We start from the raw sequence: 23,828 nt of genomic DNA on the forward strand, positions 1-23,828 counted from the left end.
GGCGCAGGTCAAAGGGCGAGCTTGATCAGCGCGAGAAGGCTCGCAGCGATCAACGTGTAGCAAAATGCCTGCGTGGCAACGATTGTCAGCTTTTCCGCGACACCGTGCACGTAGTCCTCAATCGCTTCCTGCGCTTCATGCATCAGTTGGATCAAACCAACGATCAGCGCCAAAGCCACGATAATTACCGGTATAGGCCGGCTGAAATAGGCCAATACCTCTTGATAAGATCCGCCAATGCCTTTGCCCAGCGCGATCAGGAACAACGGAACCAGCACAACCATAATCATTGAGCGTACCATCATGCGCCAATGCCCTTGGGTTCCCGAGCCTCCGGCCCCCATCCCCTGCGCGCGCTTACGGTCTGTCAGATATCGCATCAGTCCGTTCCTTACACCAAAAACACTGTGAGAATGGTCAGAACAGTGGCAAAGACGAACATGCCAATACCCATCTTTTCCGAAGTCTCTACATCCAGACAGTAGCCAAAGTCCCAGATGACGTGACGCAGACGACCCAGTGTATGATACCAAAGCGCCCAGGTTGCGCCCAACAGAAGCAGATCGCCAAACCAACTGCGCAGAAAATTGTCTATCGGCACAAAGGCGGTTTCAGACGTTGCCGCAGCCAAAAGCCACCAGACAACCAATGGTGACAAAACCAAAACCGCAATTCCGGACAGTCGAACCATGATCGAAGACATGGAGGTCAACTGAGGACGATAAATCATTATGTGCGGTGAAAGTGGGCGGTTGCCCCGATTTACATCGGCCATGATGGCTCCTTTTCGGTTGGCTACAGACGGTTTTACCGTTTTTTCCCACTGTGTCACGTGCTGCAGGTGCAAAAGTGCTTAAATTCGGCTCAAAAACGCAGTTTAGCAAGTTATGTGATCACACCAAATAAACTCGTGATCACAAAACCCATTCCACATCTTCAATGTTAGCGTTTTCAAGGGCCAAGCATTGTGATCACGAATCTTCGATGCTTCACTTCAACCCGGCCGTTTGCTCTACGACTTCGCGCAACAGCTTTTTTCGTATTCGTTCCGGGTAGTCTTCAAACCCAGATGCAGAAACCACAAAAGCCCCTTCTCCGACGATCACATTCTCAAAGAAATACGCCGTCAGGTCAGGCTCGCTTTCTTCGATGGCGATTGCATTGACTGTAACGCCCCGATTGCGCAACACGCTGTGCACCTTCGTGGGTTCGACACCCTCATTCGAAACCCCATCCCCCGAAAGGTCGATCAAGTGGCGCTTACACTCCGAGACCGATTCAAAGCTGTCCATTGTCTTTTCGAGCGCTTCGCCAATCGCAGTAGAAAAGTTGCGCCAAACCCTTGGATCCGAGGCAACTTGTGCGGCAAAGCCATCGAGTGCGTGAAAACTGTCGATCTGTGTCCAGGGAACCGTGATCTTTTGGCGCGACGCGCCCGTCCACTGTACGAGCATCAATTGCGCCTGCCCCCTGACCAGCGCTTCGGAGACAATGGGGTCACGCAACCCAGCGGCAAGACCGTCCATCTGAATGCGAAATTCTTTGCTGTCGACCGAGCCCGACACATCAACCGCCAGCGCCAATGCCAGATCACAGGCCCATGCAGGCGGGGCGAGAGACAGGCAGACAGCAAGTGTTCGTAGTGAGACCATAACCGCACGTTAGCACGTATCGTGAAATCTGCAGTCACATGAATGTAATCAAGCCGCAGGCATCTGGTGGCCAGACGTTAGATCGGCATCAATGCCCAATAATCCAGATCCAACAAAACGTCAGGAAGGTACTTTCCGTCCTCGTTGCGCAACGCGAAAGGCGGCCCACCCTTGGTCGCCACCAATCGCAGGCGAACTGCGCCAACGCCCGGAACGCCTGTCTCGGCCTTGTCCAGCACTTCAGACCAGGCCTTGATCGTATCACCTGCAAAACATGGGTTGGCGTGGGCACCGCCATTCAGACCCACGATCATCTGGGCATTTGCCAGCCCGTTGAAAGACAACGTGCGCGCCATCGAGATCACATGGCCACCGTAGATCAGACGCCCGTCGGGGCGGAAGGTCAGATCGAAGTGTACCTTGGCCGTATTTTGCCAAAGGCGGGTGGCCAGCATGTGCTCGGCCTCTTCTATTGTCACCCCATCCACGTGATCAATGGTTTCGCCGATCTCGTAGTCGCCCCACCTGTGCGCCTCACCGGACTGAACAAAACTGTAGTTAGAAAAGTCCAAACCCTGCGGGATCATCAGATCTTCAGCGGCGAGCGCTTTCTTCAGCTCTGGAACAACCGTCTCAGGTGCAGGTGCATTCAGGTTCGATTTGCGCACCATAACCCAGCGGACGTATTCGATAACAACGTCGTCGCGCTGGTTTAATCCGCGCGTGCGCACCCAAACAACGCCGGTTTTACCATTCGAGTTCTGCTTGACGCCGATCACTTCGGATTCTGATCGCAGCGTATCACCGGGATAAACAGGTTGCAGCCAGCGGCCTTCGGCATATCCCAGATTTGCCACCGCATTCAGTGAAACATCAGGCACCGTCTTGCCAAACACCACGTGAAATGCGGCCAGGTCATCAATCGGGCTTTCAGGCAAGCCGCAGTTCCGGGCAAATTCATCCGACGAATAAAGCGCGTGCCGCGCAGGATAAAGCGCGTGGTACAGCGCCCGCTCTCCGGCCGTCACGGTGCGCGGTACAGCATGGCGCAAAACTTGCCCTACGGAGTAATCTTCAAAGAAACGGCCCGGATTGGTCTTTGCCATTATTGCTGCCCCAGTTTCATGTCAGAGGAATAGTCAGCCTGAACATCCTTGGTTACGGCCTGCGCGCAACGCATCACGTTGTTGGCGCTGTCAAACGCGTAAGAGGGAGAGCCGTAAAGCTCCCACCCCTTGCCCAGCGCCTCCGAGACCTTGTGGCAGAAGGCTGATGTGTCTTCCTCGGTCAGGAGGCGATAGAGTTTGGCCAAGATGTCAAATCCTTACGACGGGAAAGGGGAAGGGCCGACCAGCCCGTGGATATAGCCGATCAGTCCGAGCAGCACGATCGAGGCCACAAAGAACATCGCGTCCTTGCCATAAGTACCGGGCTCACCGGGTGTCCAATCAGGTTCAGAGCGGTTGATCACAATCACTTCGGCAACCGCCCAAGCCAACAGACCGCCAAACAGAACGATCGAAGCCAAATCACCGTTCACCAGCAGGTGAGCAAAGGCCCAGAGCTTGAAACCGCCCAACATGGGGTGGCGCATATTGTTCAGCAGACGGCCTTTGGCGCCAGCCGGGCTCATCATATAGATCGCAATCAACACCAATAGATTGTTGATATGGATCATAAACACCGGCGGTGCCCAGACATAGATAAAGTCCGTCATGCGATAGCCGAAGACCATCAGCAAGATCGACACGACCAGCGCCAGAGCAACCATACCCTTCCCGGCATCGCCCATCGCGGCCCGTTGTTGGGGCATCAATCGTTTGAAGAAATGCGCGGCCCACCAAAGCGCCACGCCCAGAATCAGTAGAACAAAGCCCATTGCTGGCTTACCCCGCTTGCAATGATGAAATCGCCTCTGCTTTTGCCAGAGTTTCACGTGCAGTTGCAACGTGCAGGTTCTCTACGATTTTACCGTCGACCACGGCGACGCCTTGTCCTTGGCTTTCGACCTCTTCAAACGCCGCGATCTGCCGACGCGCCAGGTCGATCTCGTCATCGGACGGAGCGAAAGCAGCATTCGTCACATCAACCTGTGCCGGGTGAATCAGTGTCTTGCCGTCAAAACCCATATCGCGGCCTTGCGCACATTCGGCGGCAAGCCCTTCCATATCCTTGAACGCGTTGTACACACCATCGACAATGATCAGACCTTCGGCCTTGGCGGCCAGAACACACAGGCCCAGTGAGGTCATCAGTGGCAAACGATCGGGGCGAAAACGCGTCTGAAGCTCTTTGGCCAGATCGTTGGTGCCCATGACGAACCCGGTGATACAGGGGTGGGCAGCGATCTCTGCCGCGTTCAGCATACCGCGCGGCGTTTCCATCATCGCCCAGATCGGCAGATCGCCGGTGATCGCAGCCAACGCATCAACGTCTGCGGCAGAGTTTACTTTGGGCAGCAGGACCACATCTGCATCCATGTCACGCACTGCTTCGGCATCTGCACGACCCCATCCGGTGTCCAGCCCGTTGATGCGAACAATCTTGACCCGCGCGCCATATCCATCAGCGGCCAATGCGGCCTTAAGCGTTGCGCGCGCGTTGGACTTTTCATCGGCCGCTACAGCATCTTCCAGATCAAAAATGATCGCATCAACCGGCAGGTTGCGCGCCTTATCCAGGGCGCGCTCTTTCGAGCCAGGTATGTAAAGCACCGAACGGTACGGGCGTTGACGCGGATCCATCGACCCCTCCCCAAGAAATAATGTTGCGCGGAATGGGGCATTTTTTTCAGGAAAGTTCAAGACCAAAATTGCCGCATTGCAGCATTACCCGCCAAAGCGACGCAACGTGCGTTGCCTTTACCCAATCTCCGAACCCTCGCGGCAGGCTTGCTGGCATAGGTGGCAGAAGGGGCCTTAGATGAAAACGAAACTGATCAAAATGACCATGGGGCTGGGGATCATGGCGCTGGCAGCTCAGCAGTTGCAGGCTCAGCCGCGCAACTGCGCACCCCGGGAAGACGTGATCAAGCGGCTTGAAGAAATTTACGGAGAAACCCGCAAAGGGATCGGCATTGCCAGACGCGGCGCGGTGATGGAGGTGTTCGCCTCGGATGAGACCGGTAGCTGGACAATCACAGTTACTCTGCCGGGCGGTGCCACTTGCCTTGTAGCATCGGGCCAGTCCTACGAAACCCTCGCTGATGCGTTACCGGCGCAAGGCAAGGACGCCTGAGTTCAGGTCACGGCATCCCAGATCAGCTTGGTGCCTGTCATTGTCAGCAAAACATAAGCGATGCCAAAGAACACGCGTTCGGACATCATGAAATGCGCCCGAACGCCCAGCCATGCGCCGAGTACTGCGAATGGCGCGAGCAGAAGATTTGCCCAGGCCGTTTGCAGCGTGAACAGACCCAGATACGCGTAAGGCACAAACTTGGCGACATTGATGACCCAGAACACCAGAACGGTCGACGCCTGGTATTCGGTTTTCGACAGGCGCTGTGACAGCAAATAGACTGCGGCGGGTGGTCCACCCGCATGGCTGACGAAGCTTGTGAACCCAGCGACCAAACCGGCAAACAGCCCGGCCGAAGATGGCAAGCGTTTTGCGGATACACGTACCCAGCCTCGGGATTGACTGATGTGCCACATCACGAAGCCAACCGAAATCGCTCCTATCAGCAGGCGCAGGACATCGTCGTCAGTTGCGCGGAACAGGCCCGCGCCCAGCGCCACACCTGGTACTGCGCCCAATATCAGCAAACGGGAATCCGGCCAATTCCAGCGCTTCCAATACGGCCCCAACGTTGCAACATCGATGATCATCAGGATCGGAAGCATCAAGGCGAGCGCCTGCCCCGGCTCCAGAATAAGGGCCAGAATCGACGAGGACGCAAACGCCACGCCCGAGCCGAACCCACCCTTCGAAATACCCGCAAAGATCACGGCTGGGATCGCCACGGCAAAAAACATCAAGTTCATCTCGAACATGTGGCAGCCCCAAAACGGTATATTTCGTAAGCCGTTTAGCGCAATCGGTGGGGCAGGTGCAAACGGTATGCGGTGGCATGCCACGTTGCAGAACCCTTGCGCAATGTTGATTTAGCGACTAGCACAACCGCGATTTCAAAACCGACCGGAGATATTCCAAATGGCCAGACCCAAGATCGCGCTGATCGGCGCAGGTCAGATCGGCGGCACGCTCGCCCACCTCGCAGCAATGAAGGAACTTGGTGACGTTGTCCTGTTTGACATCGCCGAGGGTACTCCGGAAGGTAAAGCTCTGGACATCGCCGAATCCGGCCCGTCCGAAGGGTTCGACGCCTCTCTGAAAGGCACCCAGTCTTACGAAGATATCGCAGGCGCGGATGTTTGCATCGTGACTGCCGGTGTCCCGCGCAAACCGGGCATGAGCCGCGACGACCTGCTGGGCATCAACCTGAAGGTCATGAAATCGGTTGGCGAAGGCATCGCGGCCCACGCCCCTGACGCGTTTGTCATCTGCATCACCAACCCACTGGATGCGATGGTCTGGGCCCTGCGCGAGTTTTCCGGCATGCCACATAATAAGGTCTGTGGCATGGCAGGCGTTCTGGATTCGGGCCGCTTCGCGCATTTCCTGTCGGAGGAATTCAATGTCTCCATGCGCGACGTCACCGCGTTTGTTCTGGGTGGTCATGGCGATACCATGGTGCCGTCAGTGCGCTATTCGACGGTTGCCGGCATTCCATTGCCCGATCTGGTCGAGATGGGCTGGACGACACAAGAAAAACTGGACGCCATCGTTCAGCGCACCCGTGACGGTGGCGCTGAAATCGTTGGTCTGCTGAAAACTGGCTCGGCGTTTTATGCTCCGGCCACGTCAGCCATCGAAATGGCCGAAGCCTATCTGAAAGACCAGAAACGCGTTCTGCCTTGCGCGGCCTATTGCGACGGGGAACTGGGCGTCGAAGGCATGTATGTGGGCGTACCCACTGTGATCGGCGCGGGTGGCATCGAACGCATCGTCAACATCACCCTGAACGAAGAAGAGCAGGCCGGTTTCGACAATTCGGTCAACGCCGTAAAAGGCCTGATCGAGGCGTGCAAGGGCATCGACAACTCGTTGGGTTAATCCACCAAGCGTCAGACCATTTGAACCGGCCCGACGTTGGGCCGGTTTTTTTGTTTTCATTCGTTCCGATGTGACCACAAAGCTAAGTCGGGAATGTTGGCGCAAACGTCGCAAATACCTTTTTTGAATATGATTTTTCTGCCAACAGCCAATTGTTCGAATCACACATGCCACCTGGTGTGGTTTGTGATCACACCCCAAAATCCCGTGATCACAAATACCGAAAATCTTCGTGAAAAACCCCTTCACTGTCAAAAAACCCTTTAAACTTATCCCTTAGGCACCCCTATAACGGAATAAATCGCAGTCAGACGGGACAGTTTCGATGAACATTCACGAATATCAGGCCAAAGCCCTCCTCCGCAGCTATGGCGCACCGGTGTCGGACGGCCGCGCCGTGTTGCGCGCCGAAGAAGCCAAAACCGCAGCTGGAGAGCTGGACGGACCACTTTGGGTGGTTAAGGCGCAGATCCACGCAGGTGGCCGCGGCAAGGGGTCGTTCAAAGAGGCTGACGCTGGCGAAAAAGGCGGTGTCCGCTTGACCAAGTCGGTCGAAGAGGCCTCGGAGGAGGCCAAGAAAATGCTGGGCCGCACGCTGGTCACCCATCAGACCGGCCCGGCGGGCAAGCAGGTCAACCGCATCTATATCGAGGCCGGGTCCGGCATCGAGACCGAGATGTATCTGGCCCTGCTGGTGGATCGCCAAACCAGCCGCATCTCATTCGTCTGCTCGACCGAAGGCGGCATGGATATCGAAGAAGTGGCCGCTGCAACGCCCGAGAAAATCCTGTCCTTCTCGGTTGACCCTGCAACCGGCTATCAGCCCTACCACGGCCGCCGCATCGCCTTTTCGCTGGGTCTGAAGGGCGCGCAGGTCAAGCAATGCGTCAAACTGATGAGCCAGCTCTACGCCGCCTTCGTCGAGAAGGACATGGAGATGCTGGAAATCAACCCTCTGATCGTCTCGGACAGCGGTGATCTCAAAGTGCTCGACGCCAAAGTCAGTTTTGACGGCAACGCGATGTACCGCCACCCGGATATTTCAGAACTGCGCGACACCACCGAAGAAGATTCCAAGGAACTGGAAGCCAGCAAATACGACCTGAACTACATCGCGCTGGATGGTGAGATCGGCTGCATGGTCAACGGCGCCGGTTTGGCGATGGCGACGATGGACATCATCAAGCTGTATGGTGCCGAACCTGCCAACTTCCTCGACGTGGGCGGCGGTGCGACCAAAGAGAAAGTGACCGAAGCATTCAAGATCATCACCTCGGACCCGCAGGTCAAAGGCATTCTGGTCAACATCTTCGGCGGCATCATGCGCTGCGACGTCATCGCCGAGGGCGTTGTGGCTGCAGTGAAAGAAGTCGGCCTGCAGGTTCCGCTGGTCGTACGTCTGGAAGGCACGAATGTCGAGAAGGGCAAAGAGATCATCAATACCTCTGGCCTGGACGTGATCGCGGCGGACAACCTGAAAGATGGAGCCGAGAAGATCGTTAAAGCGGTTAAGGGGTAAGTTCGGTGCGCCCGGTAATCCTCTCGCTAGTTACGGCTTGTGCTTTTTGCGCTTGTGCTGCTCAAGGCCAAACCGTTTCTAAAAGTCCTGACGCCGGACCAGGTCAGCGTCTGCTTTCTCCATATGATGCTGGCGTCATATTTGCAGATACCTGTCTGATCCGCGGGCCTAACTTCGAAGATGCAGAGGAGGGTGTCCGGGTTCACAACGTGACGCAAAACTCAGAAACCGGAACGTACTATCACAACGCGGCCAACCTCTCAGTAAAGGTGGCGAACGGTCAATGTTCGTTGGTATTCGCCACCGACAAACAAGTCGATGACACCGTGTTTCAGTTGGCACAAGGAACAGTGTCGATGGTTTATCCAGTTCCAGCTGGAGTAGATGTGACATCGCGTGTCGAAGCCGATGGCCTGAGATACTTCCGCATTGCAATCAAAGCACCGGTAGCAGCGCCATAGAACAAACTGAATACATGATAGGTGATCTCGCTCATCTCAAAAAATCAAAGGAGAACGCCGGGTGGCAAACCTCATCAACGAAAATACCAAAGTGATCTGTCAGGGCTTTACCGGCTCGCAAAACAGATCGCATTGGATGCGGACTGTCTGATCTGTTTGGAAAACTAACCTCATGACCATCCCCATTTTCCTCATAGGCCTTGAACGCGCCACTGGACGGGCGCGCTTGATGGAGCAGGAACTGCAGAAAGCAGGTCTGTCGGCGACGCGGGTCAACGCCGTTGATTGTGATGCGGCGACACGCCAGGATTTTCTGCGCGACTGTCGGGAAGAAGGGCCATGGGGCTACTTCCACACCAAAGATATGGCCTGCACGCTGAGCCATGCCAAAGCGTGGGAAGCCCTGATTGCTTCGGGCGCGGAACAGGCGTTGATCCTTGAGGATGATGTCTTTCTGACGCCAGAACTGGCCGATTGGCTGAATAATCCGTCCTGGTGGCCCCCGGATGCGGATATCGTCCGGTTCGAACGCTGGCGCAGCACAAAGCTCTACGTTGCGCTTGGGCGTAAAGGGTCGTCGCATTTGGGGCGGGACCTGCGTCAGATACGGTCGCGCTATCCCGGTGGGGCCGCCTATGCCTTAACCCGCAAGGCCGCGCAGCACTTTCTTGCGCAAAAGCCTTTTGACATCACGCTTGATGGCCTGTTGTTCAACCCGTCCGCATCAGCAGCGGCACGTCAGGTCAATATCTATCAGGTCATCCCGGCCATGGTCGAACAGGGCAATGAAGCCCCGGGAGAGGTTCAGATGGGCGCGCCGCGCCAACGCCCCACCGGATGGCCGCTGTTCCGACAGAAGGTCCGGCGCGGGATCGCCGAGATCGACGGAGGGGTCCGGACCATCGCCAATCTGGCACTGGGCCGCGCCACTCTCGAAAAAATAGACTACGCGCCGCAGGTTCTGCCGGACGCGCAACCCAATCAAACCAGCACCGCCTAAGGAAAGGGACATCATGGCAGTCCTCATCGACGAAAATACCAAAGTGATCTGTCAGGGCTTTACCGGCTCGCAGGGCACATTCCACTCTGAACAGGCCATCGCCTATGGCACCAAGATGGTCGGCGGTGTGACCCCCGGCAAAGGCGGGATGACCCATCTTGACCTGCCCGTGTTCAACTCGGTCCACGAGGCCAAGCATGTGACCGAGGCCAATGCCTCGGTGATCTATGTGCCGCCGCCGTTTGCGGCTGACTCGATCCTCGAAGCGATCGATGCCGAGATGGAGGTGATCGTCTGCATCACCGAAGGTATCCCGGTTCTGGACATGATGAAGGTGAAGCGCGCGCTGGAAGGCTCAAGCTCGCGCCTGATCGGCCCGAACTGCCCCGGTGTGATCACGCCCGACGCCTGCAAGATCGGCATCATGCCCGGCCACATCCACAAGCGCGGCTCGGTTGGTGTTGTGTCGCGCTCGGGTACCCTGACCTATGAGGCGGTCAAGCAGACCACCGATGTGGGTCTTGGCCAGTCCACCTGCGTGGGCATCGGCGGCGACCCGATCAAGGGCACCGAGCATATCGACGTGCTGGAATGGTTTCTGGCCGATGACGAAACAGAGTCGATCATCATGATCGGTGAGATCGGTGGCTCAGCCGAGGAAGAAGCCGCACAGTTCCTGGCGGATGAGGCCAAAAAGGGCCGCAAAAAGCCGACGGCTGGGTTCATCGCAGGCCGCACAGCCCCTCCGGGCCGCCGCATGGGCCACGCGGGCGCGATTGTCGCCGGCGGCAAAGGCGGAGCCGAGGACAAGATCGAAGCCATGCGCTCGGCCGGTATCGTTGTGGCAGAAAGCCCGGCGCAGCTGGGTGAGGCCGTGCTGGAAGCGATTGGGTAACCCCGCACATATCGTGTGTAGGCCGGGCTTCAGCCCGGCTTGCATGTACGAGCAGATGAGACAGTTAGAGGGTCTTACATTGGCATGAACTTGAAACGGTTGTCAGCTATGTTGTTCGCTTTGCCGATGACGCTCGTTGCGCCGTCCACCGCAAGTGCAGTCGATTTCTGGAAGACAATCGGCTTGTGCTCTGCAGGGTTTCAAGCGGAATCCTTGGAGGTTAACTTTCAAGAATTTGGCTGGCAGGCGCAAAAACCGGACGAGGAGCGCGCACTCCAACATTCTGCCATGTTCAATCTGCAATATAGTTTGGCCTGGGGCAAAAATAGCGACTACGACATCGTCCGAGAGTTGTCGTCCCGCAATTTTCTTGCCAAGCCCGCCGCCCCGTACGATTGGGACTTTTACTTTAGCGATCCTAAAGGCGATGCGGTGCTGACCGTTCGGTTGCTTGACACAGAGCAGTTGTGCTTTTTGACGTCAAGCCGCCCCCCCCTCAATGTTGTGAACGCGCGCCAAGCTGAAAAAGTACGGGATTTTCAGATCGGCAGATTTAGGAAAGATGATACGCAGATAACTCTTTATAATGCCCGAGCAATAGCGAACATGGCGTACGAACGGTTTGAAAAGGCGACTGTCGATCTCCGTTACGTTTTTGTGGCTTCTGTGTCCAATTCTGGAAACGCACAACAATGACTAGCAAGTTAAACCGGTTTCATAGCTTCACTTTGCCCGTCGCTCCGCAAAAACGGATGCACATGAGGTCACCCCATGACCTTCTCTGACGCCATCCGCACCTGTTTCTCCAAGTTCTTCACGTTCTCGGGGAGAGCCTCACGGCCTGAATACTGGTTCTTTTTCCTGTTCATCGTGATCTGGAGCCTCATTGCCGGAATCGTCGATGCGCAGTTCTTCACCCAAGTTGCCGTGACCGAAACCGAAACATCCAAGTCCGTCGCCGCATCGTCTTCACAACCTGTCCAAAGCATCGTCAGCCTGATCGTCTTCTTCCCGCATCTCGCTGTCGCGTGGCGGCGGATGCATGATACCGGGCGCAGTGGCCTCTACGCTTTGCTGCCAATCCTGCTGATCCTCAGCGCCTTTGTGACCCTGTTCTTCGGCATCGGCATCGCCTCCAGTTTCCAGCATGGCGGCAATCTGGACATCCTGTTCACCCGCGCCACTCTGCTGATCGTCATTCCGACACTGATCATCTTGATTGTGTCGCCCCTCCTGGTTCTGTGGTGGCTGGCCCGCCCCAGCCAGCGAGGCACCAACCAATACGGTCCCAACCCATATGAGGTAGCCCAATGACCGAACAACTGCCCAACTCTGCCTTTCATGCCTCAAGCTTTATGCAAGGGCACAATGCCGAATATCTGGAGCAACTTTATGCCCAATATGCGAAAGACCCGGGCGCGGTGGATGCCGCGTGGGCCGATTTCTTTCGCCAGATGGGTGATGCCAAACCGGATGTTGAAAGAGAAGCCGAAGGACCATCCTGGGCGCGGACCGACTGGCCGCCAATGCCTACTGATGACCTCACCAGCGCTCTGACTGGCGAGTGGGTCGAGATCGACGCGAAGGCCGCCGGGGACAAGATCAAAGACAAGGCGGTGTCAAAGGGTGTTGAGGTTAGTGAAGACCAGATCAAACGCGCGGTTCTGGACAGCCTGCGCGCGCTGATGCTGATCCGGGCCTACCGCATCCGGGGCCATCTGGCCGCTGATCTGGATCCGCTGGGCATGCGGGCCGCCAGCACACATCCCGAGCTTGACCCAAAGACCTATGGGTTTGCCGAAGCCGATATGGACCGGCCGATCTTTATCGACAACGTTCTGGGTCTGCAGATGGCCTCGATGCGGCAGATTGTTGAGATCGTGAAACGCACCTATTGCGGCACCTTTGCGCTGCAATACATGCATATCTCGAACCCGGAAGAGGCCGCCTGGCTGAAAGAACGGATCGAGGGCTATGGCAAGGAAATCGCGTTCACCAAGGAAGGCCGTAAGGCGATCCTGAACAAGATGGTCGAGGCGGAAGGGTTCGAGAAGTTCCTGCATGTGAAATACATGGGCACCAAACGGTTTGGTCTGGACGGCGGCGAGGCGCTGATCCCGGCGATGGAACAGATCATCAAGCGCGGCGGTGCGCTTGGGGTTCGGGACATCGTGATCGGCATGCCCCACCGGGGCCGTCTGAACATTCTGGCCAATGTGATGCGCAAACCCTATCGCGCGATCTTCAACGAGTTCCAGGGCGGTAGCTTCAAGCCCGAAGACGTTGATGGCTCGGGCGATGTAAAATACCATCTGGGGGCATCATCGGATCGCGAATTCGATGGCAACTCGGTTCACCTGTCACTGACGGCAAACCCCAGCCACCTGGAAGCTGTAAACCCCGTTGTGCTGGGCAAGGTGCGGGCCAAGCAGGATCAGTTGAACGACACCGACCGAACTGCTGTGATGGGCATTTTGCTGCATGGCGACGCGGCCTTTGCCGGACAGGGTGTTGTGGCCGAAGGGTTCGGTTTATCTGGTCTGAAGGGCCATAAGACAGGTGGCACCATGCATATCGTGGTGAACAACCAGATCGGCTTTACCACTGCACCGCATTTCAGCCGCTCAAGCCCCTACCCGACGGATATTGCCCTGATGGTCGAAGCGCCGATCTTCCACGTCAATGGCGACGACCCCGAGGCGGTGGTCCATGCGGCCAAGGTAGCAACGGAATTCCGGCAAAAGTTCCACAAGGACGTTGTCCTCGACATCTTCTGCTATCGCCGGTTCGGGCATAACGAGGGTGATGAGCCCATGTTCACCAACCCGATCATGTACAAGAAGATCAAAACCCATAAGACCACGTTGTCGATTTATACGGAACGGCTGGTCAAGGACGGGCTGATCCCAGAGGGTGAGATCGAGGATATGAAAGCCGCGTTCCAGGCGCATCTGAACGATGAGTTTGAGGCCGGAAAAGATTACAAGCCCAACAAAGCCGACTGGCTGGACGGGCGCTGGTCTCATCTAGACAAAAACAAAGATGAATATGTGCGTGGTGACACGGCGATTTCACCCGACACTCTGGCCGAAATCGGAAACGCACTGACCCACGCACCGCAAGATGTCGCGCTGCACAAAACGGTCGGTCGCTTGCTGGATCACAAAAAACAGATGTTCGAATCCGGCAAAGGATTTGACTGGGCGACTGGTGAAGCGCTGGCCTTTGGTTCGCTTTTGACCGAGGGGTATCCTGTTCGACTGTCCGGGCAAGACGCGACACGCGGCACGTTCAGCCAGCGCCACTCCGGGTTCATCCATCAGGAAACCGAGGAACGGTACTATCCGCTGAACAACATCCGCGCTGGGCAATCGCAATACGACGTGATCGACTCGATGCTCAGCGAATACGCGGTGCTGGGATTTGAGTACGGCTTTTCACTGGCCGAACCAAACTCTTTGGTCCTTTGGGAGGCGCAGTTTGGTGACTTTGCCAACGGTGCGCAGATTATGTTCGATCAGTTCATCAGCTCTGGCGAAAGCAAATGGTTGCGCATGTCCGGATTGGTGTGCCTGCTGCCTCACGGGTTCGAAGGTCAGGGCCCGGAACACAGCTCGGCGCGACTGGAACGTTTCCTGCAGATGTGTGGACAGGACAACTGGATCGTGGCGAATTGTACAACGCCTGCGAACTACTTCCACATCCTGCGCCGGCAGTTGCACCGGACCTTCCGCAAGCCACTGATCCTTGTGACACCAAAATCGTTGCTGCGCCACAAACTGGCCGTCAGCACGGCCGAAGAGTTCACCACCGGGTCGAGTTTTCACCGAGTGCTGTGGGACGATGCGCAGCACGGAAATTCCGATACCAAACTGGTGAAAGACAACAAGATCAAGCGAGTCGTGATGTGTTCCGGCAAGGTTTACTATGACCTGTTGGAAGAACGCGATTCCCGTGGCATCGACGATGTCTACCTGATGCGGATCGAACAATACTATCCATTCCCGGCGCATTCCCTGATCAATGAGCTTGAACGGTTTAAGGGTGCCGAAATCATCTGGTGTCAGGAAGAACCCAAGAACCAGGGGGCCTGGACCTTTATTGAACCCAACATCGAATGGGTGCTGACCCGTATCGGCGCCGAGAACAAGCGACCGCGTTATGTCGGTCGTGCAACATCGGCCTCGCCCGCAACGGGTCTGGCCAGCCAACACAAAGCCCAACAAGAAGCGCTGGTGAACGAAGCGCTGAGCATTGAAGGAAAATAAGCGATGTCGATTGAAGTTCGTGTTCCCACGCTTGGCGAGTCGGTAACCGAAGCCACGGTTGCGACATGGTTCAAGAAACCCGGTGACACTGTCGCCGTGGACGAAATGCTATGTGAGTTGGAGACTGACAAGGTCACGGTCGAAGTGCCGTCCCCCAGTGCGGGTGTGATGGGTGAAATTGTGGCTGCCGAAGGTGAGACAGTTGGCGTTGATGCGTTGCTGGCAACGATTGCAGCGGGTGACGGTGCCGCAGCCGCACCAGCCGCTACAGCTCCTGCCCCAGCAGCGGCTGCACCTGCCGCCCAGGCAGCAGCCAGCGTCGACGTCATGGTCCCAACTTTGGGTGAATCTGTCACCGAAGCCACAGTGTCGACCTGGTTCAAACAAGTGGGCGATGCCGTTGCGCAAGATGAAATGCTGTGCGAACTGGAAACCGATAAAGTCTCGGTCGAAGTTCCGGCCCCGGCCGCGGGCGTACTGGCAGAAATCGTCGCGCCAGAAGGTGCAACAGTCGATGCTACAGCCAAACTGGCGGTGATCTCGGGCGATGCGGCCGGAGTGTCTGCCGCCCCGGCCGCGGTTGCGGCACCCGCCGCCGGCGGCGCCTCGGGTGGTGGTAAGGACGTGGCCAATGCACCATCGGCTGAAAAAGCCATGGCCGAGGCTGGTTTATCCGCCGATCAAGTCCCAGGCACCGGTCGCGACGGTCGTGTCATGAAAGAGGATGTCGCTAAAGCTGTAGCAACGGCTTCGGCCCCAGCACCGGCGGCGGCTGCGCCCGCACCCGCGGCCCAAGCTCCGCGCGCACCCGTGGCCGCCGAGGACGCCTCACGCGAAGAACGTGTGCGTATGACCCGGCTTCGCCAGACCATCGCGAAACGCCTGAAGGATGCGCAGAACACCGCAGCGATCCTGACCACCTTTAATGAGGTGGACATGACCGAGGTGATGGCCCTGCGCAACGAATACAAAGAGCTGTTTCTGAAGAAACATGGCGTGAAACTGGGCTTCATGTCCTTCTTCACCAAGGCCTGCTGTCACGCGCTGAAAGAAGTGCCCGAGGTCAATGCCGAGATTGATGGCACCGATATAGTCTACAAGAACTTCGTGCATATGGGCGTTGCCGCCGGGACCCCGCAAGGTTTGGTTGTGCCGGTTATTCGCGATGCGGATGCGATGTCTTTTGCTGCCATCGAGAAAGCCATCGCCGAAAAGGGCAAGCGCGCCCGGGATGGCAAGCTGTCCATGGCCGAGATGCAGGGCGGTACCTTCACCATCTCGAACGGTGGTGTCTATGGCTCGCTGATGTCCTCGCCGATCCTGAACCCGCCACAGTCGGGCATTCTGGGCATGCACAAGATTCAGGACCGCCCGATGGCCATCAATGGCGAGATCAAGATCCGTCCGATGATGTATCTGGCCTTGTCTTATGACCACCGGATCGTGGACGGCAAAGGCGCTGTGACCTTCCTGGTTCGTGTGAAAGAGGCGCTGGAAGATCCACGTCGTCTGCTTATGGACCTGTAAAAATGGCGACCCATGTTCTCTGGCAGGCCGACGTCGCGGATTTCAGCGTTTGGCTAAAAGTATTCCGCGAGGACAAGCCGATGCGCGAAGCTGCAGGTATTAATGATCTTCACATCTGGCAGGATCCCGAACAGCGCGACCATGCGGTTGCGCTGTTCGAGATCGCAGATCTGGAAAAGGCCCGAGACTTCTTCGAATCTGAGGAACTGGCAATGCATCACGAACGAGGCGGTGTGGCACATATCCAGATCAAGGTGCTAACGCCGGCCTAACACCCCATTTCTTGCGCCCCCGGTTTGCGGTAGGCGCAAGTTCGTTGTTGGAACATCCCACCCGCGCCTAACAACCAAGGAACTCTACTGGATGACCACCGAACTGACCGTCCTGTCCCTGGCCGCCCTGCTTTGGATCGCTCAATTCGTCGCCTACCTGATTGCGGGTCACGGCAGGGTCGATGTGTTGCATGCGATTGGACCACGTGACACACCCTTTGAAAAACCAGCAGTTATGGGGCGTTTGCACAGGGCGCTGAGCAATCACACCGAAGGGCTAGTTGTTTTTGCTATCGCGGCGTTGGTCGTCACAACCTCGGGGCAATCCAATGGGTTCACCGGGATGTGTAGCTGGATCTACCTTATCGCGCGCATCCTTTATGTCCCCGCCTACGCCTTTGGCTGGACACCCTGGCGCACTGTCATCTGGATGATAGGACTGGTCGCAACGACCGCATTGCTGTTGGCCGCTCTGTTTTGATTCCTCGGCCAGTATAGATTATTCAAAAAGGGAGCGGACCGCGCGACACATGCGCAACCAACCCCGCCTAATACAAGGACGTGACAAATGGCAAACTATGACGTCATCGTAATCGGAGCAGGGCCCGGCGGCTATGTCTGCGCCATCCGCTGTGCCCAGCTGGGGCTGAAAACAGCGGTGGTCGAGGGGCGCGAAACACTGGGCGGCACCTGCCTGAACGTCGGCTGCATCCCGTCCAAGGCGTTGCTACATGCCAGCCATCAGTTGCACGAGGCCGAACATAACTTTGCCAAGATGGGTCTGAAGGGCAAAAGCCCCTCGGTCGATTGGAAGCAGATGCTGGCCTACAAGGACGAGGTCATCGACGGGAACACCAAGGGCATCGAGTTTCTGTTCAAGAAGAACAAGATTGACTGGCTCAAAGGCTGGGGATCAATCCCCGCCGCTGGTCAGGTCAAGGTTGGTGATGATATTCACGAGGCCAAGAACATCATCATCGCGTCGGGGTCCGAGCCATCATCCTTGCCGGGCGTAACCGTCGACGAGAAAGTTGTTGTCACCTCAACCGGTGCGTTGGCGCTGAACAAAATCCCGAAGAAAATGGTCGTTATCGGTGCCGGCGTAATCGGATTGGAACTGGGCTCGGTCTATCAGCGGCTTGGGGCCGAAGTTACCGTTATCGAATTCCTTGACGTGATCACGCCGGGCATGGATCCCGAGGTGCAGAAGACCTTCGCGCGCATTCTAAAGAAGCAGGGCCTGAAATTTGTGATGGGCGCCGCGGTGCAAAAGACCGAAGCCACCAAGACTAAGGCCAAGGTCACTTACAAGAAGCGCAAAGATGACAGCGAACATGTGATCGACGCCGACACTGTTTTGGTTGCCACTGGCCGTAAGCCGTTTTCGGACGGTCTGGGTCTGGACGCTCTGGGTGTTGAGATGACACCACACGGGCAGATCAAGGTTGGCGCAGATTGGCAGACCAATGTGCCGGGCATCTACGCGATTGGTGACGTGATCGAAGGCCCGATGCTGGCCCACAAGGCCGAGGACGAGGGCATGGCCGCAGCCGAGCAAGTTGCGGGCAAGCACGGGCATGTGAATTATGGCGTCATTCCGGGTGTGACCTACACCTGGCCCGAGGTTGCCAACGTCGGTGAGACCGAAGAAACACTTAAGGAACAAGGCCGCGCCTATAAGGTTGGCAAGTTCATGTTTATGGGCAACGGGCGCGCCAAGGCGAACTTTGCGGCAGATGGGTTTGTAAAGATCCTGGCTGACAAGGAAACAGATCGCATTCTGGGCGCGCATATCATCGGCCCGGCCGCTGGCGACCTGATCCATGAGGTCTGTGTGGCCATGGAGTTCGGCGCCTCTGCCGAAGATCTCGCTTTGACGTGTCACGCGCACCCGACCTATTCCGAGGCCGTGCGCGAAGCGGCGCTCGCCTGCGGCGACGGGCCAATCCACAGCTGATAGAAATCCCCGGCGACTACGTCGCCGGGGTTAACCACGCTTCAAGATAGATTTCCAACTTGTCTTCGAAACTCTGCGCCTCGTGTAGTGCACAGAACTTCAGTGACATGGCTTGAATCGCAAAGGCCTGAACGCCTTCTGCAAGCAAATCGGCTGAGACGTCTTTACGTACGTCCGCATATGTCAGCCAATTTTCAACCACGCGAAAGTAACGCTCAAAACAATGTGCAATTGGTCCGATTTCGGCGACCGCCGCAGCGCCCGAATAGCGTATCAGCAGATCAAACACATAGCGTTCAGACGTCATAAAACTGTGAATGGGTTTCAGGACGCGGATAAGCTCGGGCACCGTTTTTGGCGGCAGATTAGCTTCTACCTGATCAAAGATTGAACTCAATCGCTCACCTATCAGAATTTCCATCAGGGCATCTTTGTCGCGGAAATGCGCAAAGAACGTACCCTTGGCGACACCTGCTGCTTTTACAACCTCTTCTACTCGCAAGGCCTCATAGCCCTCGCGGTGAATCACCTCTTCTGACGCCGCAAGCAATCGGGCGCGTGTTCTGAGTGTGCGTTTTTGAACTGCCTTTTGCATAGGGCGTTTTCGCACGATTTTTGACCATGGTCAAATTTTTATTGACCGGGGTCATTTTTTAAACTAGGAAACTGACCGTGGTCATTTTTAGGAGAACTCCCATGCACCCCAAGAAGATCTTCATCCTCGATGGACATCCCGCTGAAAGCAGCCTGTCCCGCACCTTTGCCCAGACTTACGAAGCCGCAGCCCGTGAGAAAGGGCACGAGGTTCGCTTGGTCCATCTCAGTGATCTACAGTTCGATTTTGACTTTGGACAAGGCAACTATGAGGATTTCAAACCGCTTGAGCCGGTATTGGATCAGATCCTACAGGACATCGAATGGAGCGACCATCTGGTGCTGACCACACCGATGTGGTGGGGTGGCCTGCCAGCAAAGCTCAAAGGACTGATTGATCGGATGTTCATCCCGGGTCGGACATTCGACACAAGAAATACTACCAAAATCGGCTTCCCTGCCCCAATGCTAACTGGTCGCACGGCACGTGTCATTCTAACGTCAGACACACCAGGCTGGTTCATGCGCCTGATCTATCGGCAAGCCTTGATCCGTCAGGTGCGTGATCAGATTCTGGGCTTTGTCGGTTTCAAGCCAACGCGCTTCACCTACTTCGCGGGCGCCAGTTGTCCCAAACCGGGCAGCGTTGAGCGCTGGATAGCAAAGGTATCCAGGATCGGGGCCGCCGCGGTTTGACCCCTTGATACAGCGGCCTACCACATCGTTTTGGCGGCGCGCACTCCCCATTCCTGATCATACTGCGCGCCGCCTTCTTCACCGGCTGTCATCTCGGCCAAGATTTCGCCCACGGTCGGAAGTGCAGTCGCTTCGTGACCAGCGGTCCAGGTTCCAGCCCGCATCAATGCGCGCGCGCATTGCGTGTAGATTTCAGCGATTTCGACAACAATCACCGTCGCAGGTCGCTTACCATTTTTCTCGAAACGGACGCGCAGGTTGTCATCCGCAGTCAGCCCCGCCGTTCCGTTCAGCCGAACCACGTTGTTTGACCCCGGAACCAAAAACAACAGCGAAACACGCGGGTCACGCACGATGTTGCGCAGCGAATCCAACCGATTATTGCCCCGCCAATCCGGCATTGCCAGCGTGCCCGGGTCCAGTTCCAGAACAACCGGATTATCATCGCCGCGCGGGCTGCCATCGACACCTTCCGGCCCCACTGTACTGAGGATGCACAGGCGCGATGACATGATCCATTTACGATAAAGTGGCGTCAGTCGACGCGCGACTTTGCGCATTGCTGGCGCGCCGGGCGTCCCATACAACGCCTCCAGCGTTTCAATGTCGTCAATGAGCTTCATCCGGATCAAACCCCACTTCCCGCATCAGTTCGTTAGAGCGTGTTTCAATCACGTCTTCCAACCGCACCAGAAACTCATCCCGTTGCACACCGGATTCAATTGGCTCCAGAAAATCGACAATCGCCAGACCCGGTTTGCGCATGATCCCGGTTCGCGGCCAGAAAACGCCGGCATTTGTCGCGACTGGAACGCAGGGGAATCCAAGACCTTCGTACAAAACGGCAGTTCCGACCTTATACGGTTTATACGAGCCCGGTGCGACCCGCGTGCCCTGAGGGTAAATCACCAACTGCCCCGGTTCGGCAAACTCCTTGGCGACGTCCTTGACCATTTTGGCAACCGCTACACCCTTCTTTCCGCGATTGACCGGGATGCAGCCCAAACGGCGTGCGTACATTCCGATAATTGGCGTCCATAATAGCTCTCGCTTCATGATGAACTTGCCATGCGGGATCGCGGCGAAGATCATGATGATATCCAAAAAAGACTGATGTTTGGCGCCGATGACAACCTCTCCGGACGGAGGAGATCCGCGTACCTCGCAACGAATCCCAACCATCCAACGGGCCAACCACATCGTGCTGCGGGCATAAGTCCTGCAGGCCTGCGAAGCCCCTTTCTTGGAAAACAAAGCATAAGGCGCAAACACAAGGCCCAAGACCAGCATCCAGGCGTAGATGATGATCATAAAGATCAGCGAACGGACCCATTGAATGGCCTCGGACATCAGGAAAGCTCCTTCAATTTACGACGGGCTGCGGTCCACGTGGCAAAAAAGGCGACCGTCGCGCCAAGGACAGGGATGAGAATGGGCAAGGCCCAGCCGCCACCTTGAAAGCCCACACCGGTCAGAAATCCACCCGTATTTGACGCCTCCGGCAGCAAAAGGACCCCAGTCATTCCAAGCAGGGTTCCGACAGCTGAACCAAAAAAAGCGCGGTAGGTAAAACGGCGGACAAAAGCCCCGGCAATGAACCGATCGCGCGCACCCACTTGGCGCAGTACCTCGATGATTTGCGCATTGGCGGCAAGCGACGCGTTAGCGGCCAATGTGATCATGGCTGCGGTGGCACCACCGATCAGCAAGATCGACACCCACCCAAGCCGCCGCAAAGACATCGCCGCATCCACCAAAGGTTCACGCCACCTTGTGTGATCGTCCAGTACGGCGCCGGGAACTTCGGCCCCCAATCGCAAGCGCAACCCGGCGGCATCCAGCCCTGGATCACCTTCGACGATCTCAATCAGCTGCGGGATAGGCAGAGTGTCCAGCGGCAAGTCGGGCCCAAACCACGGAGACAGCAGAGCCGCCTGTTCTTCGGCGGTCAGCGCGCGAGCAGACGCAACACCAGGGGTTTGGCTCAGAACGGTCAGTGCGGCTTCGGTCTGGGCAGCAAACTGTTCCACCGGGGCGTTTATGCGCAGGGTTGCTGCGCCCGCCAGTTCAGACGCCCAGCGGTCAGCGATCCTGCCCGAGGCGAGCGACAAAGCCAAAGCGAACACGGCCAGAAAAGCCATCGCTCCAGACACAAAAAAGGTCAGATGCGCGGTGTAGCCCGTCGGCGGCACAACCCGATCGGCGCGTGCATCGCGGCGCAGCAGGTTGCGGAGATCACCACTGCTCATAGATCCGCTCCTGCCAGCTGCAACCGCCGCTGAGAAATCCGCAAAACGCGGGCCTGTACTTGACTTTTGGCAGCGCGGATCAGGCTCAGATCATGTGTCGCGATCAATACGGTTTTTCCCATCCGGTTCAGCTCGATCAGCAGGCGTAGCAAACGTTGCGACATCTCCCAGTCCACATTTCCCGTTGGTTCATCCGCAAGCACCACGTCGGGCGACAGGATGAGGGCGCGCGCCAAAGCTGCGCGCTGGCGTTCACCTCCGGACAATTCCGGCGGCCTGGCTTCCAACCGAGGGCCAAGGCCCACCCAGCTCAGAAGCTCCGTTAGGTTGTCCTGCTCCGCGGATTCAGCACGCCCCGAGACCATCAGCGGCAAAGCGACATTCTCGCCCAAGGTCATGTGATCCAGAAACTGGCAATCCTGATGTACGACGCCAATCCGGCGGCGCAGCAGGGCCATCTGATCCCGATCTAGCAGCGAGATATCCTGATCAAAAGCGCTTAGCCGTCCCGATGTTGGTAGCAGCGCCCCATAACAAAGTTTGAGCAGCGTCGTTTTCCCCGCACCCGAAGGGCCGGTCAGAAAATGGAAGGACCCCGGCTGCAACTGCACCGATACGTCGCTCAGCAATTCGCCGCCACCGTAGGTGTAGCTGACATTCTCCAGCTCGATCACACGTGCCCCCATTTGTTTTGCCGCTCTTCTTGCCCGAGCGCGGTTTTGGTTTCAATGCCTTCACCGGGTCCAATTGGTGACACTTGGTCCGTGAAACCGAAAACGCCCTTTGCTGTTAGCTCTTAACGGAATATCATTCCTGAAAAAACTATTAACGGCCCGTTTGTACGGCCGGGGAGGCAGTATGCGTCTTACATGTCCGAATTGCAGTGCCCAATACGAGGTCCCGGACGAGGTCATCCCCGAGGAAGGCCGCGATGTGCAATGCTCAAATTGCGACCAAACCTGGTTTCAGGCCAAACATCCGACCGACGAGATATCTGAACCTGTTCAGGTAGAAGATGACGCTGTCGAGGCGAAGGGCTCGGAAGACGAGATGCCGGAAGCAGTAGTCGAAGAAACGACGGCAAAGCCACACGTTGAGCCTGAGCCTGAGCCTGAGCCTGAGCCTGAGAAAGTATCTGAAAAACCTAGCGGGAATGTGGACCCCTCGGTTGCCAATATTTTGCAGGAGGAGGCCGCCCGCGAGGCGGAATTGCGTGCCCAGGAGGGCGGTGGTCTGGAAACCCAACCCGATCTGGCGTTGGATACCCCACCTGAGCCAAAAGTCGAGCCAAAACGACCTTCTGCCTCAGTCACTGCCGAGGATTCAGGTCAGAAAGAAGCGCTGCCGGATGTTGATGCAATTAACTCCACAATGCGCGCTGAAATGACCGAGGCCGAGGTACCCGTCCGTAAATCTGGCGGGTTTGTCCGTGGTTTCGCCCTGATGTTGATCATTGGTGTTGTTCTGTACTTGATCTACGGCAACGCCCAGCAAATCAGCGAAGCCGTACCGCAAGCCGATCCGGTCCTGAACTCTTATGTCTCGCTGGTGGAGCAGGCCCGAATCTGGCTTGAAACACAAGCCGGCTCAGGCGCGTCGCAAAACTGATGCGCCAAGCCG

At 56.8% G+C, this 23,828-nt stretch carries 28 protein-coding genes; 15 read left to right on the forward strand and 13 right to left on the reverse strand.

The window, feature by feature from the left end; genetic code table 11:
* Positions 1-8 precede the first annotated feature (8 nt).
* The 7 genes from Q1B21_RS09550 to Q1B21_RS09580 all read right to left on the reverse strand — a co-directional run bounded on the left by Q1B21_RS09550 (position 9) and on the right by Q1B21_RS09580 (position 4,396).
* Complete coding sequence (locus Q1B21_RS09550; RefSeq protein ID WP_298935309.1) at positions 9-380, reverse strand: succinate dehydrogenase, hydrophobic membrane anchor protein; 372 nt, start codon at positions 378-380, stop codon at positions 9-11.
* Positions 381-391: 11 nt separating this feature from the next.
* Positions 392-775, reverse strand: a complete 384-nt coding sequence (sdhC, locus tag Q1B21_RS09555) for a succinate dehydrogenase, cytochrome b556 subunit (protein WP_299888822.1) — start codon at positions 773-775, stop codon at positions 392-394.
* Between the two features lie 214 nt (positions 776-989).
* Positions 990-1,652, reverse strand: coding sequence for a DUF1194 domain-containing protein (locus Q1B21_RS09560; RefSeq protein WP_299888825.1), 663 nt, complete (start codon positions 1,650-1,652; stop codon positions 990-992).
* 77 nt (positions 1,653-1,729) lie between these two features.
* Positions 1,730-2,758: a MaoC family dehydratase gene (locus Q1B21_RS09565; protein ID WP_299888830.1), complete on the reverse strand. Its 1,029-nt coding sequence runs from the start codon at positions 2,756-2,758 to the stop codon at positions 1,730-1,732.
* Complete coding sequence (locus tag Q1B21_RS09570) at positions 2,758-2,964, reverse strand: DUF1737 domain-containing protein (protein ID WP_299888832.1); 207 nt, start codon at positions 2,962-2,964, stop codon at positions 2,758-2,760. The genes Q1B21_RS09565 and Q1B21_RS09570 overlap by 1 nt, the downstream gene beginning before the upstream one ends.
* A gap of 12 nt (positions 2,965-2,976) precedes the next feature.
* Complete coding sequence (locus Q1B21_RS09575) at positions 2,977-3,531, reverse strand: NnrU family protein (RefSeq protein WP_299888835.1); 555 nt, start codon at positions 3,529-3,531, stop codon at positions 2,977-2,979.
* Positions 3,532-3,538: 7 nt separating this feature from the next.
* Positions 3,539-4,396 carry a CoA ester lyase gene (locus Q1B21_RS09580; protein WP_299888838.1) on the reverse strand — a complete coding sequence of 286 codons (858 nt, stop codon included), beginning with the start codon at positions 4,394-4,396 and terminating at the stop codon, positions 3,539-3,541.
* A gap of 178 nt (positions 4,397-4,574) precedes the next feature.
* On the opposite strand from Q1B21_RS09580, the gene Q1B21_RS09585 reads away from it, so the two are divergent.
* A complete protein-coding gene (locus Q1B21_RS09585) occupies positions 4,575-4,889 on the forward strand; it encodes a hypothetical protein (protein ID WP_298935316.1) in 315 nt (104 codons plus the stop codon).
* A 2-nt stretch (positions 4,890-4,891) separates the two neighbouring features.
* On the opposite strand, the gene Q1B21_RS09590 is transcribed toward Q1B21_RS09585, so the two are convergent.
* Positions 4,892-5,647 (reverse strand): sulfite exporter TauE/SafE family protein, encoded by a 756-nt coding sequence (locus Q1B21_RS09590; protein WP_299888842.1) that lies wholly within the window; start codon positions 5,645-5,647, stop codon positions 4,892-4,894.
* A 160-nt stretch (positions 5,648-5,807) separates the two neighbouring features.
* On the opposite strand from Q1B21_RS09590, the gene mdh reads away from it, so the two are divergent.
* The 12 genes from mdh to lpdA all read left to right on the forward strand — a co-directional run bounded on the left by mdh (position 5,808) and on the right by lpdA (position 18,669).
* Positions 5,808-6,770 carry a malate dehydrogenase gene (gene mdh, locus Q1B21_RS09595; protein ID WP_299888845.1) on the forward strand — a complete coding sequence of 321 codons (963 nt, stop codon included), beginning with the start codon at positions 5,808-5,810 and terminating at the stop codon, positions 6,768-6,770.
* Positions 6,771-7,095: 325 nt separating this feature from the next.
* The gene (gene sucC, locus Q1B21_RS09600; protein WP_299888848.1) at positions 7,096-8,289 is read left to right on the forward strand and encodes an ADP-forming succinate--CoA ligase subunit beta; all 1,194 of its coding nucleotides are present in this window, start codon (positions 7,096-7,098) and stop codon (positions 8,287-8,289) included.
* 209 nt (positions 8,290-8,498) lie between these two features.
* Positions 8,499-8,750: a hypothetical protein gene (locus tag Q1B21_RS09605; RefSeq protein WP_299888851.1), complete on the forward strand. Its 252-nt coding sequence runs from the start codon at positions 8,499-8,501 to the stop codon at positions 8,748-8,750.
* Positions 8,751-8,922: 172 nt separating this feature from the next.
* Positions 8,923-9,750 (forward strand): glycosyltransferase family 25 protein, encoded by an 828-nt coding sequence (locus Q1B21_RS09610; RefSeq protein WP_299888854.1) that lies wholly within the window; start codon positions 8,923-8,925, stop codon positions 9,748-9,750.
* Between the two features lie 13 nt (positions 9,751-9,763).
* Complete coding sequence (gene sucD / locus Q1B21_RS09615; RefSeq protein WP_170350627.1) at positions 9,764-10,645, forward strand: succinate--CoA ligase subunit alpha; 882 nt, start codon at positions 9,764-9,766, stop codon at positions 10,643-10,645.
* Positions 10,646-10,729: 84 nt separating this feature from the next.
* A complete protein-coding gene (locus Q1B21_RS09620) occupies positions 10,730-11,341 on the forward strand; it encodes a hypothetical protein (protein WP_299888858.1) in 612 nt (203 codons plus the stop codon).
* A gap of 75 nt (positions 11,342-11,416) precedes the next feature.
* Positions 11,417-11,959, forward strand: a complete 543-nt coding sequence (locus tag Q1B21_RS09625; RefSeq protein WP_299888861.1) for a DUF805 domain-containing protein — start codon at positions 11,417-11,419, stop codon at positions 11,957-11,959.
* Positions 11,956-14,913: a 2-oxoglutarate dehydrogenase E1 component gene (locus Q1B21_RS09630; RefSeq protein ID WP_299888864.1), complete on the forward strand. Its 2,958-nt coding sequence runs from the start codon at positions 11,956-11,958 to the stop codon at positions 14,911-14,913. The genes Q1B21_RS09625 and Q1B21_RS09630 overlap by 4 nt, the downstream gene beginning before the upstream one ends.
* A gap of 3 nt (positions 14,914-14,916) precedes the next feature.
* Positions 14,917-16,440: a 2-oxoglutarate dehydrogenase complex dihydrolipoyllysine-residue succinyltransferase gene (gene odhB / locus Q1B21_RS09635; RefSeq protein ID WP_299888866.1), complete on the forward strand. Its 1,524-nt coding sequence runs from the start codon at positions 14,917-14,919 to the stop codon at positions 16,438-16,440.
* 2 nt (positions 16,441-16,442) lie between these two features.
* Entirely contained in the window at positions 16,443-16,712 is a 270-nt protein-coding gene (locus tag Q1B21_RS09640; protein WP_299888868.1) for a hypothetical protein, read from the forward strand.
* Positions 16,713-16,803: 91 nt separating this feature from the next.
* Positions 16,804-17,193 (forward strand): MAPEG family protein, encoded by a 390-nt coding sequence (locus Q1B21_RS09645; RefSeq protein ID WP_299888869.1) that lies wholly within the window; start codon positions 16,804-16,806, stop codon positions 17,191-17,193.
* A gap of 87 nt (positions 17,194-17,280) precedes the next feature.
* On the forward strand, positions 17,281-18,669 hold the full coding sequence (lpdA, locus tag Q1B21_RS09650) for a dihydrolipoyl dehydrogenase (RefSeq protein ID WP_299888871.1): 1,389 nt from the start codon (positions 17,281-17,283) through the stop codon (positions 18,667-18,669).
* Between the two features lie 16 nt (positions 18,670-18,685).
* Here lpdA and Q1B21_RS09655 read toward each other — a convergent pair whose 3' ends face one another.
* Positions 18,686-19,264: a TetR/AcrR family transcriptional regulator gene (locus tag Q1B21_RS09655; RefSeq protein WP_299888873.1), complete on the reverse strand. Its 579-nt coding sequence runs from the start codon at positions 19,262-19,264 to the stop codon at positions 18,686-18,688.
* 101 nt (positions 19,265-19,365) lie between these two features.
* Here Q1B21_RS09655 and Q1B21_RS09660 point away from each other — a divergent pair, with 101 nt between their 5' ends.
* Positions 19,366-19,959, forward strand: coding sequence for an NAD(P)H-dependent oxidoreductase (locus Q1B21_RS09660; RefSeq protein WP_299888875.1), 594 nt, complete (start codon positions 19,366-19,368; stop codon positions 19,957-19,959).
* A 17-nt stretch (positions 19,960-19,976) separates the two neighbouring features.
* On the opposite strand, the gene Q1B21_RS09665 is transcribed toward Q1B21_RS09660, so the two are convergent.
* The 4 genes from Q1B21_RS09665 to Q1B21_RS09680 are packed head-to-tail and all read right to left on the reverse strand — an operon-like array spanning position 19,977 to position 22,882.
* Positions 19,977-20,582 carry a pyridoxamine 5'-phosphate oxidase family protein gene (locus tag Q1B21_RS09665; protein WP_299888877.1) on the reverse strand — a complete coding sequence of 202 codons (606 nt, stop codon included), beginning with the start codon at positions 20,580-20,582 and terminating at the stop codon, positions 19,977-19,979.
* On the reverse strand, positions 20,569-21,309 hold the full coding sequence (locus tag Q1B21_RS09670) for a 1-acyl-sn-glycerol-3-phosphate acyltransferase (RefSeq protein WP_299888879.1): 741 nt from the start codon (positions 21,307-21,309) through the stop codon (positions 20,569-20,571). Before Q1B21_RS09670 ends, Q1B21_RS09665 begins: the two co-directional genes overlap by 14 nt.
* The gene (locus Q1B21_RS09675) at positions 21,309-22,208 is read right to left on the reverse strand and encodes an FtsX-like permease family protein (protein WP_299888881.1); all 900 of its coding nucleotides are present in this window, start codon (positions 22,206-22,208) and stop codon (positions 21,309-21,311) included. The genes Q1B21_RS09670 and Q1B21_RS09675 overlap by 1 nt, the downstream gene beginning before the upstream one ends.
* Complete coding sequence (locus tag Q1B21_RS09680) at positions 22,205-22,882, reverse strand: cell division ATP-binding protein FtsE (protein ID WP_120632513.1); 678 nt, start codon at positions 22,880-22,882, stop codon at positions 22,205-22,207. The genes Q1B21_RS09675 and Q1B21_RS09680 overlap by 4 nt, the downstream gene beginning before the upstream one ends.
* A 184-nt stretch (positions 22,883-23,066) precedes the next feature.
* On the opposite strand from Q1B21_RS09680, the gene Q1B21_RS09685 reads away from it, so the two are divergent.
* A complete protein-coding gene (locus Q1B21_RS09685) occupies positions 23,067-23,816 on the forward strand; it encodes a zinc-ribbon domain-containing protein (RefSeq protein WP_299888883.1) in 750 nt (249 codons plus the stop codon).
* The last annotated feature ends 12 nt before the right edge of the window (positions 23,817-23,828 follow it).

Origin of the sequence: uncultured Ruegeria sp., from assembly GCF_947504215.1 — a bacterium.
GTDB lineage: Bacteria > Pseudomonadota > Alphaproteobacteria > Rhodobacterales > Rhodobacteraceae > Ruegeria.

What these genes read in the sequence shown, in the direction of transcription:
- Q1B21_RS09550 (WP_298935309.1), bottom strand. Translation starts at nt 380, where the DNA reads ATGCGATATCTGACAGACCGTAAGCGCGCGCAGGGGATGGGGGCCGGA.
- sdhC (WP_299888822.1), bottom strand. Translation starts at nt 775, where the DNA reads ATGGCCGATGTAAATCGGGGCAACCGCCCACTTTCACCGCACATAATG.
- Q1B21_RS09560 (WP_299888825.1), bottom strand. Translation starts at nt 1,652, where the DNA reads ATGGTCTCACTACGAACACTTGCTGTCTGCCTGTCTCTCGCCCCGCCT.
- Q1B21_RS09565 (WP_299888830.1), bottom strand. Translation starts at nt 2,758, where the DNA reads ATGGCAAAGACCAATCCGGGCCGTTTCTTTGAAGATTACTCCGTAGGG.
- Q1B21_RS09575 (WP_299888835.1), bottom strand. Translation starts at nt 3,531, where the DNA reads ATGGGCTTTGTTCTACTGATTCTGGGCGTGGCGCTTTGGTGGGCCGCG.
- Q1B21_RS09580 (WP_299888838.1), bottom strand. Translation starts at nt 4,396, where the DNA reads ATGGATCCGCGTCAACGCCCGTACCGTTCGGTGCTTTACATACCTGGC.
- Q1B21_RS09585 (WP_298935316.1), top strand. Translation starts at nt 4,575, where the DNA reads ATGAAAACGAAACTGATCAAAATGACCATGGGGCTGGGGATCATGGCG.
- Q1B21_RS09590 (WP_299888842.1), bottom strand. Translation starts at nt 5,647, where the DNA reads ATGTTCGAGATGAACTTGATGTTTTTTGCCGTGGCGATCCCAGCCGTG.
- mdh (WP_299888845.1), top strand. Translation starts at nt 5,808, where the DNA reads ATGGCCAGACCCAAGATCGCGCTGATCGGCGCAGGTCAGATCGGCGGC.
- sucC (WP_299888848.1), top strand. Translation starts at nt 7,096, where the DNA reads ATGAACATTCACGAATATCAGGCCAAAGCCCTCCTCCGCAGCTATGGC.
- Q1B21_RS09610 (WP_299888854.1), top strand. Translation starts at nt 8,923, where the DNA reads ATGACCATCCCCATTTTCCTCATAGGCCTTGAACGCGCCACTGGACGG.
- sucD (WP_170350627.1), top strand. Translation starts at nt 9,764, where the DNA reads ATGGCAGTCCTCATCGACGAAAATACCAAAGTGATCTGTCAGGGCTTT.
- Q1B21_RS09620 (WP_299888858.1), top strand. Translation starts at nt 10,730, where the DNA reads ATGAACTTGAAACGGTTGTCAGCTATGTTGTTCGCTTTGCCGATGACG.
- Q1B21_RS09625 (WP_299888861.1), top strand. Translation starts at nt 11,417, where the DNA reads ATGACCTTCTCTGACGCCATCCGCACCTGTTTCTCCAAGTTCTTCACG.
- Q1B21_RS09630 (WP_299888864.1), top strand. Translation starts at nt 11,956, where the DNA reads ATGACCGAACAACTGCCCAACTCTGCCTTTCATGCCTCAAGCTTTATG.
- odhB (WP_299888866.1), top strand. Translation starts at nt 14,917, where the DNA reads ATGTCGATTGAAGTTCGTGTTCCCACGCTTGGCGAGTCGGTAACCGAA.
- Q1B21_RS09640 (WP_299888868.1), top strand. Translation starts at nt 16,443, where the DNA reads ATGGCGACCCATGTTCTCTGGCAGGCCGACGTCGCGGATTTCAGCGTT.
- Q1B21_RS09645 (WP_299888869.1), top strand. Translation starts at nt 16,804, where the DNA reads ATGACCACCGAACTGACCGTCCTGTCCCTGGCCGCCCTGCTTTGGATC.
- lpdA (WP_299888871.1), top strand. Translation starts at nt 17,281, where the DNA reads ATGGCAAACTATGACGTCATCGTAATCGGAGCAGGGCCCGGCGGCTAT.
- Q1B21_RS09655 (WP_299888873.1), bottom strand. Translation starts at nt 19,264, where the DNA reads ATGCAAAAGGCAGTTCAAAAACGCACACTCAGAACACGCGCCCGATTG.
- Q1B21_RS09660 (WP_299888875.1), top strand. Translation starts at nt 19,366, where the DNA reads ATGCACCCCAAGAAGATCTTCATCCTCGATGGACATCCCGCTGAAAGC.
- Q1B21_RS09665 (WP_299888877.1), bottom strand. Translation starts at nt 20,582, where the DNA reads ATGAAGCTCATTGACGACATTGAAACGCTGGAGGCGTTGTATGGGACG.
- Q1B21_RS09670 (WP_299888879.1), bottom strand. Translation starts at nt 21,309, where the DNA reads ATGTCCGAGGCCATTCAATGGGTCCGTTCGCTGATCTTTATGATCATC.
- Q1B21_RS09675 (WP_299888881.1), bottom strand. Translation starts at nt 22,208, where the DNA reads ATGAGCAGTGGTGATCTCCGCAACCTGCTGCGCCGCGATGCACGCGCC.
- Q1B21_RS09685 (WP_299888883.1), top strand. Translation starts at nt 23,067, where the DNA reads ATGCGTCTTACATGTCCGAATTGCAGTGCCCAATACGAGGTCCCGGAC.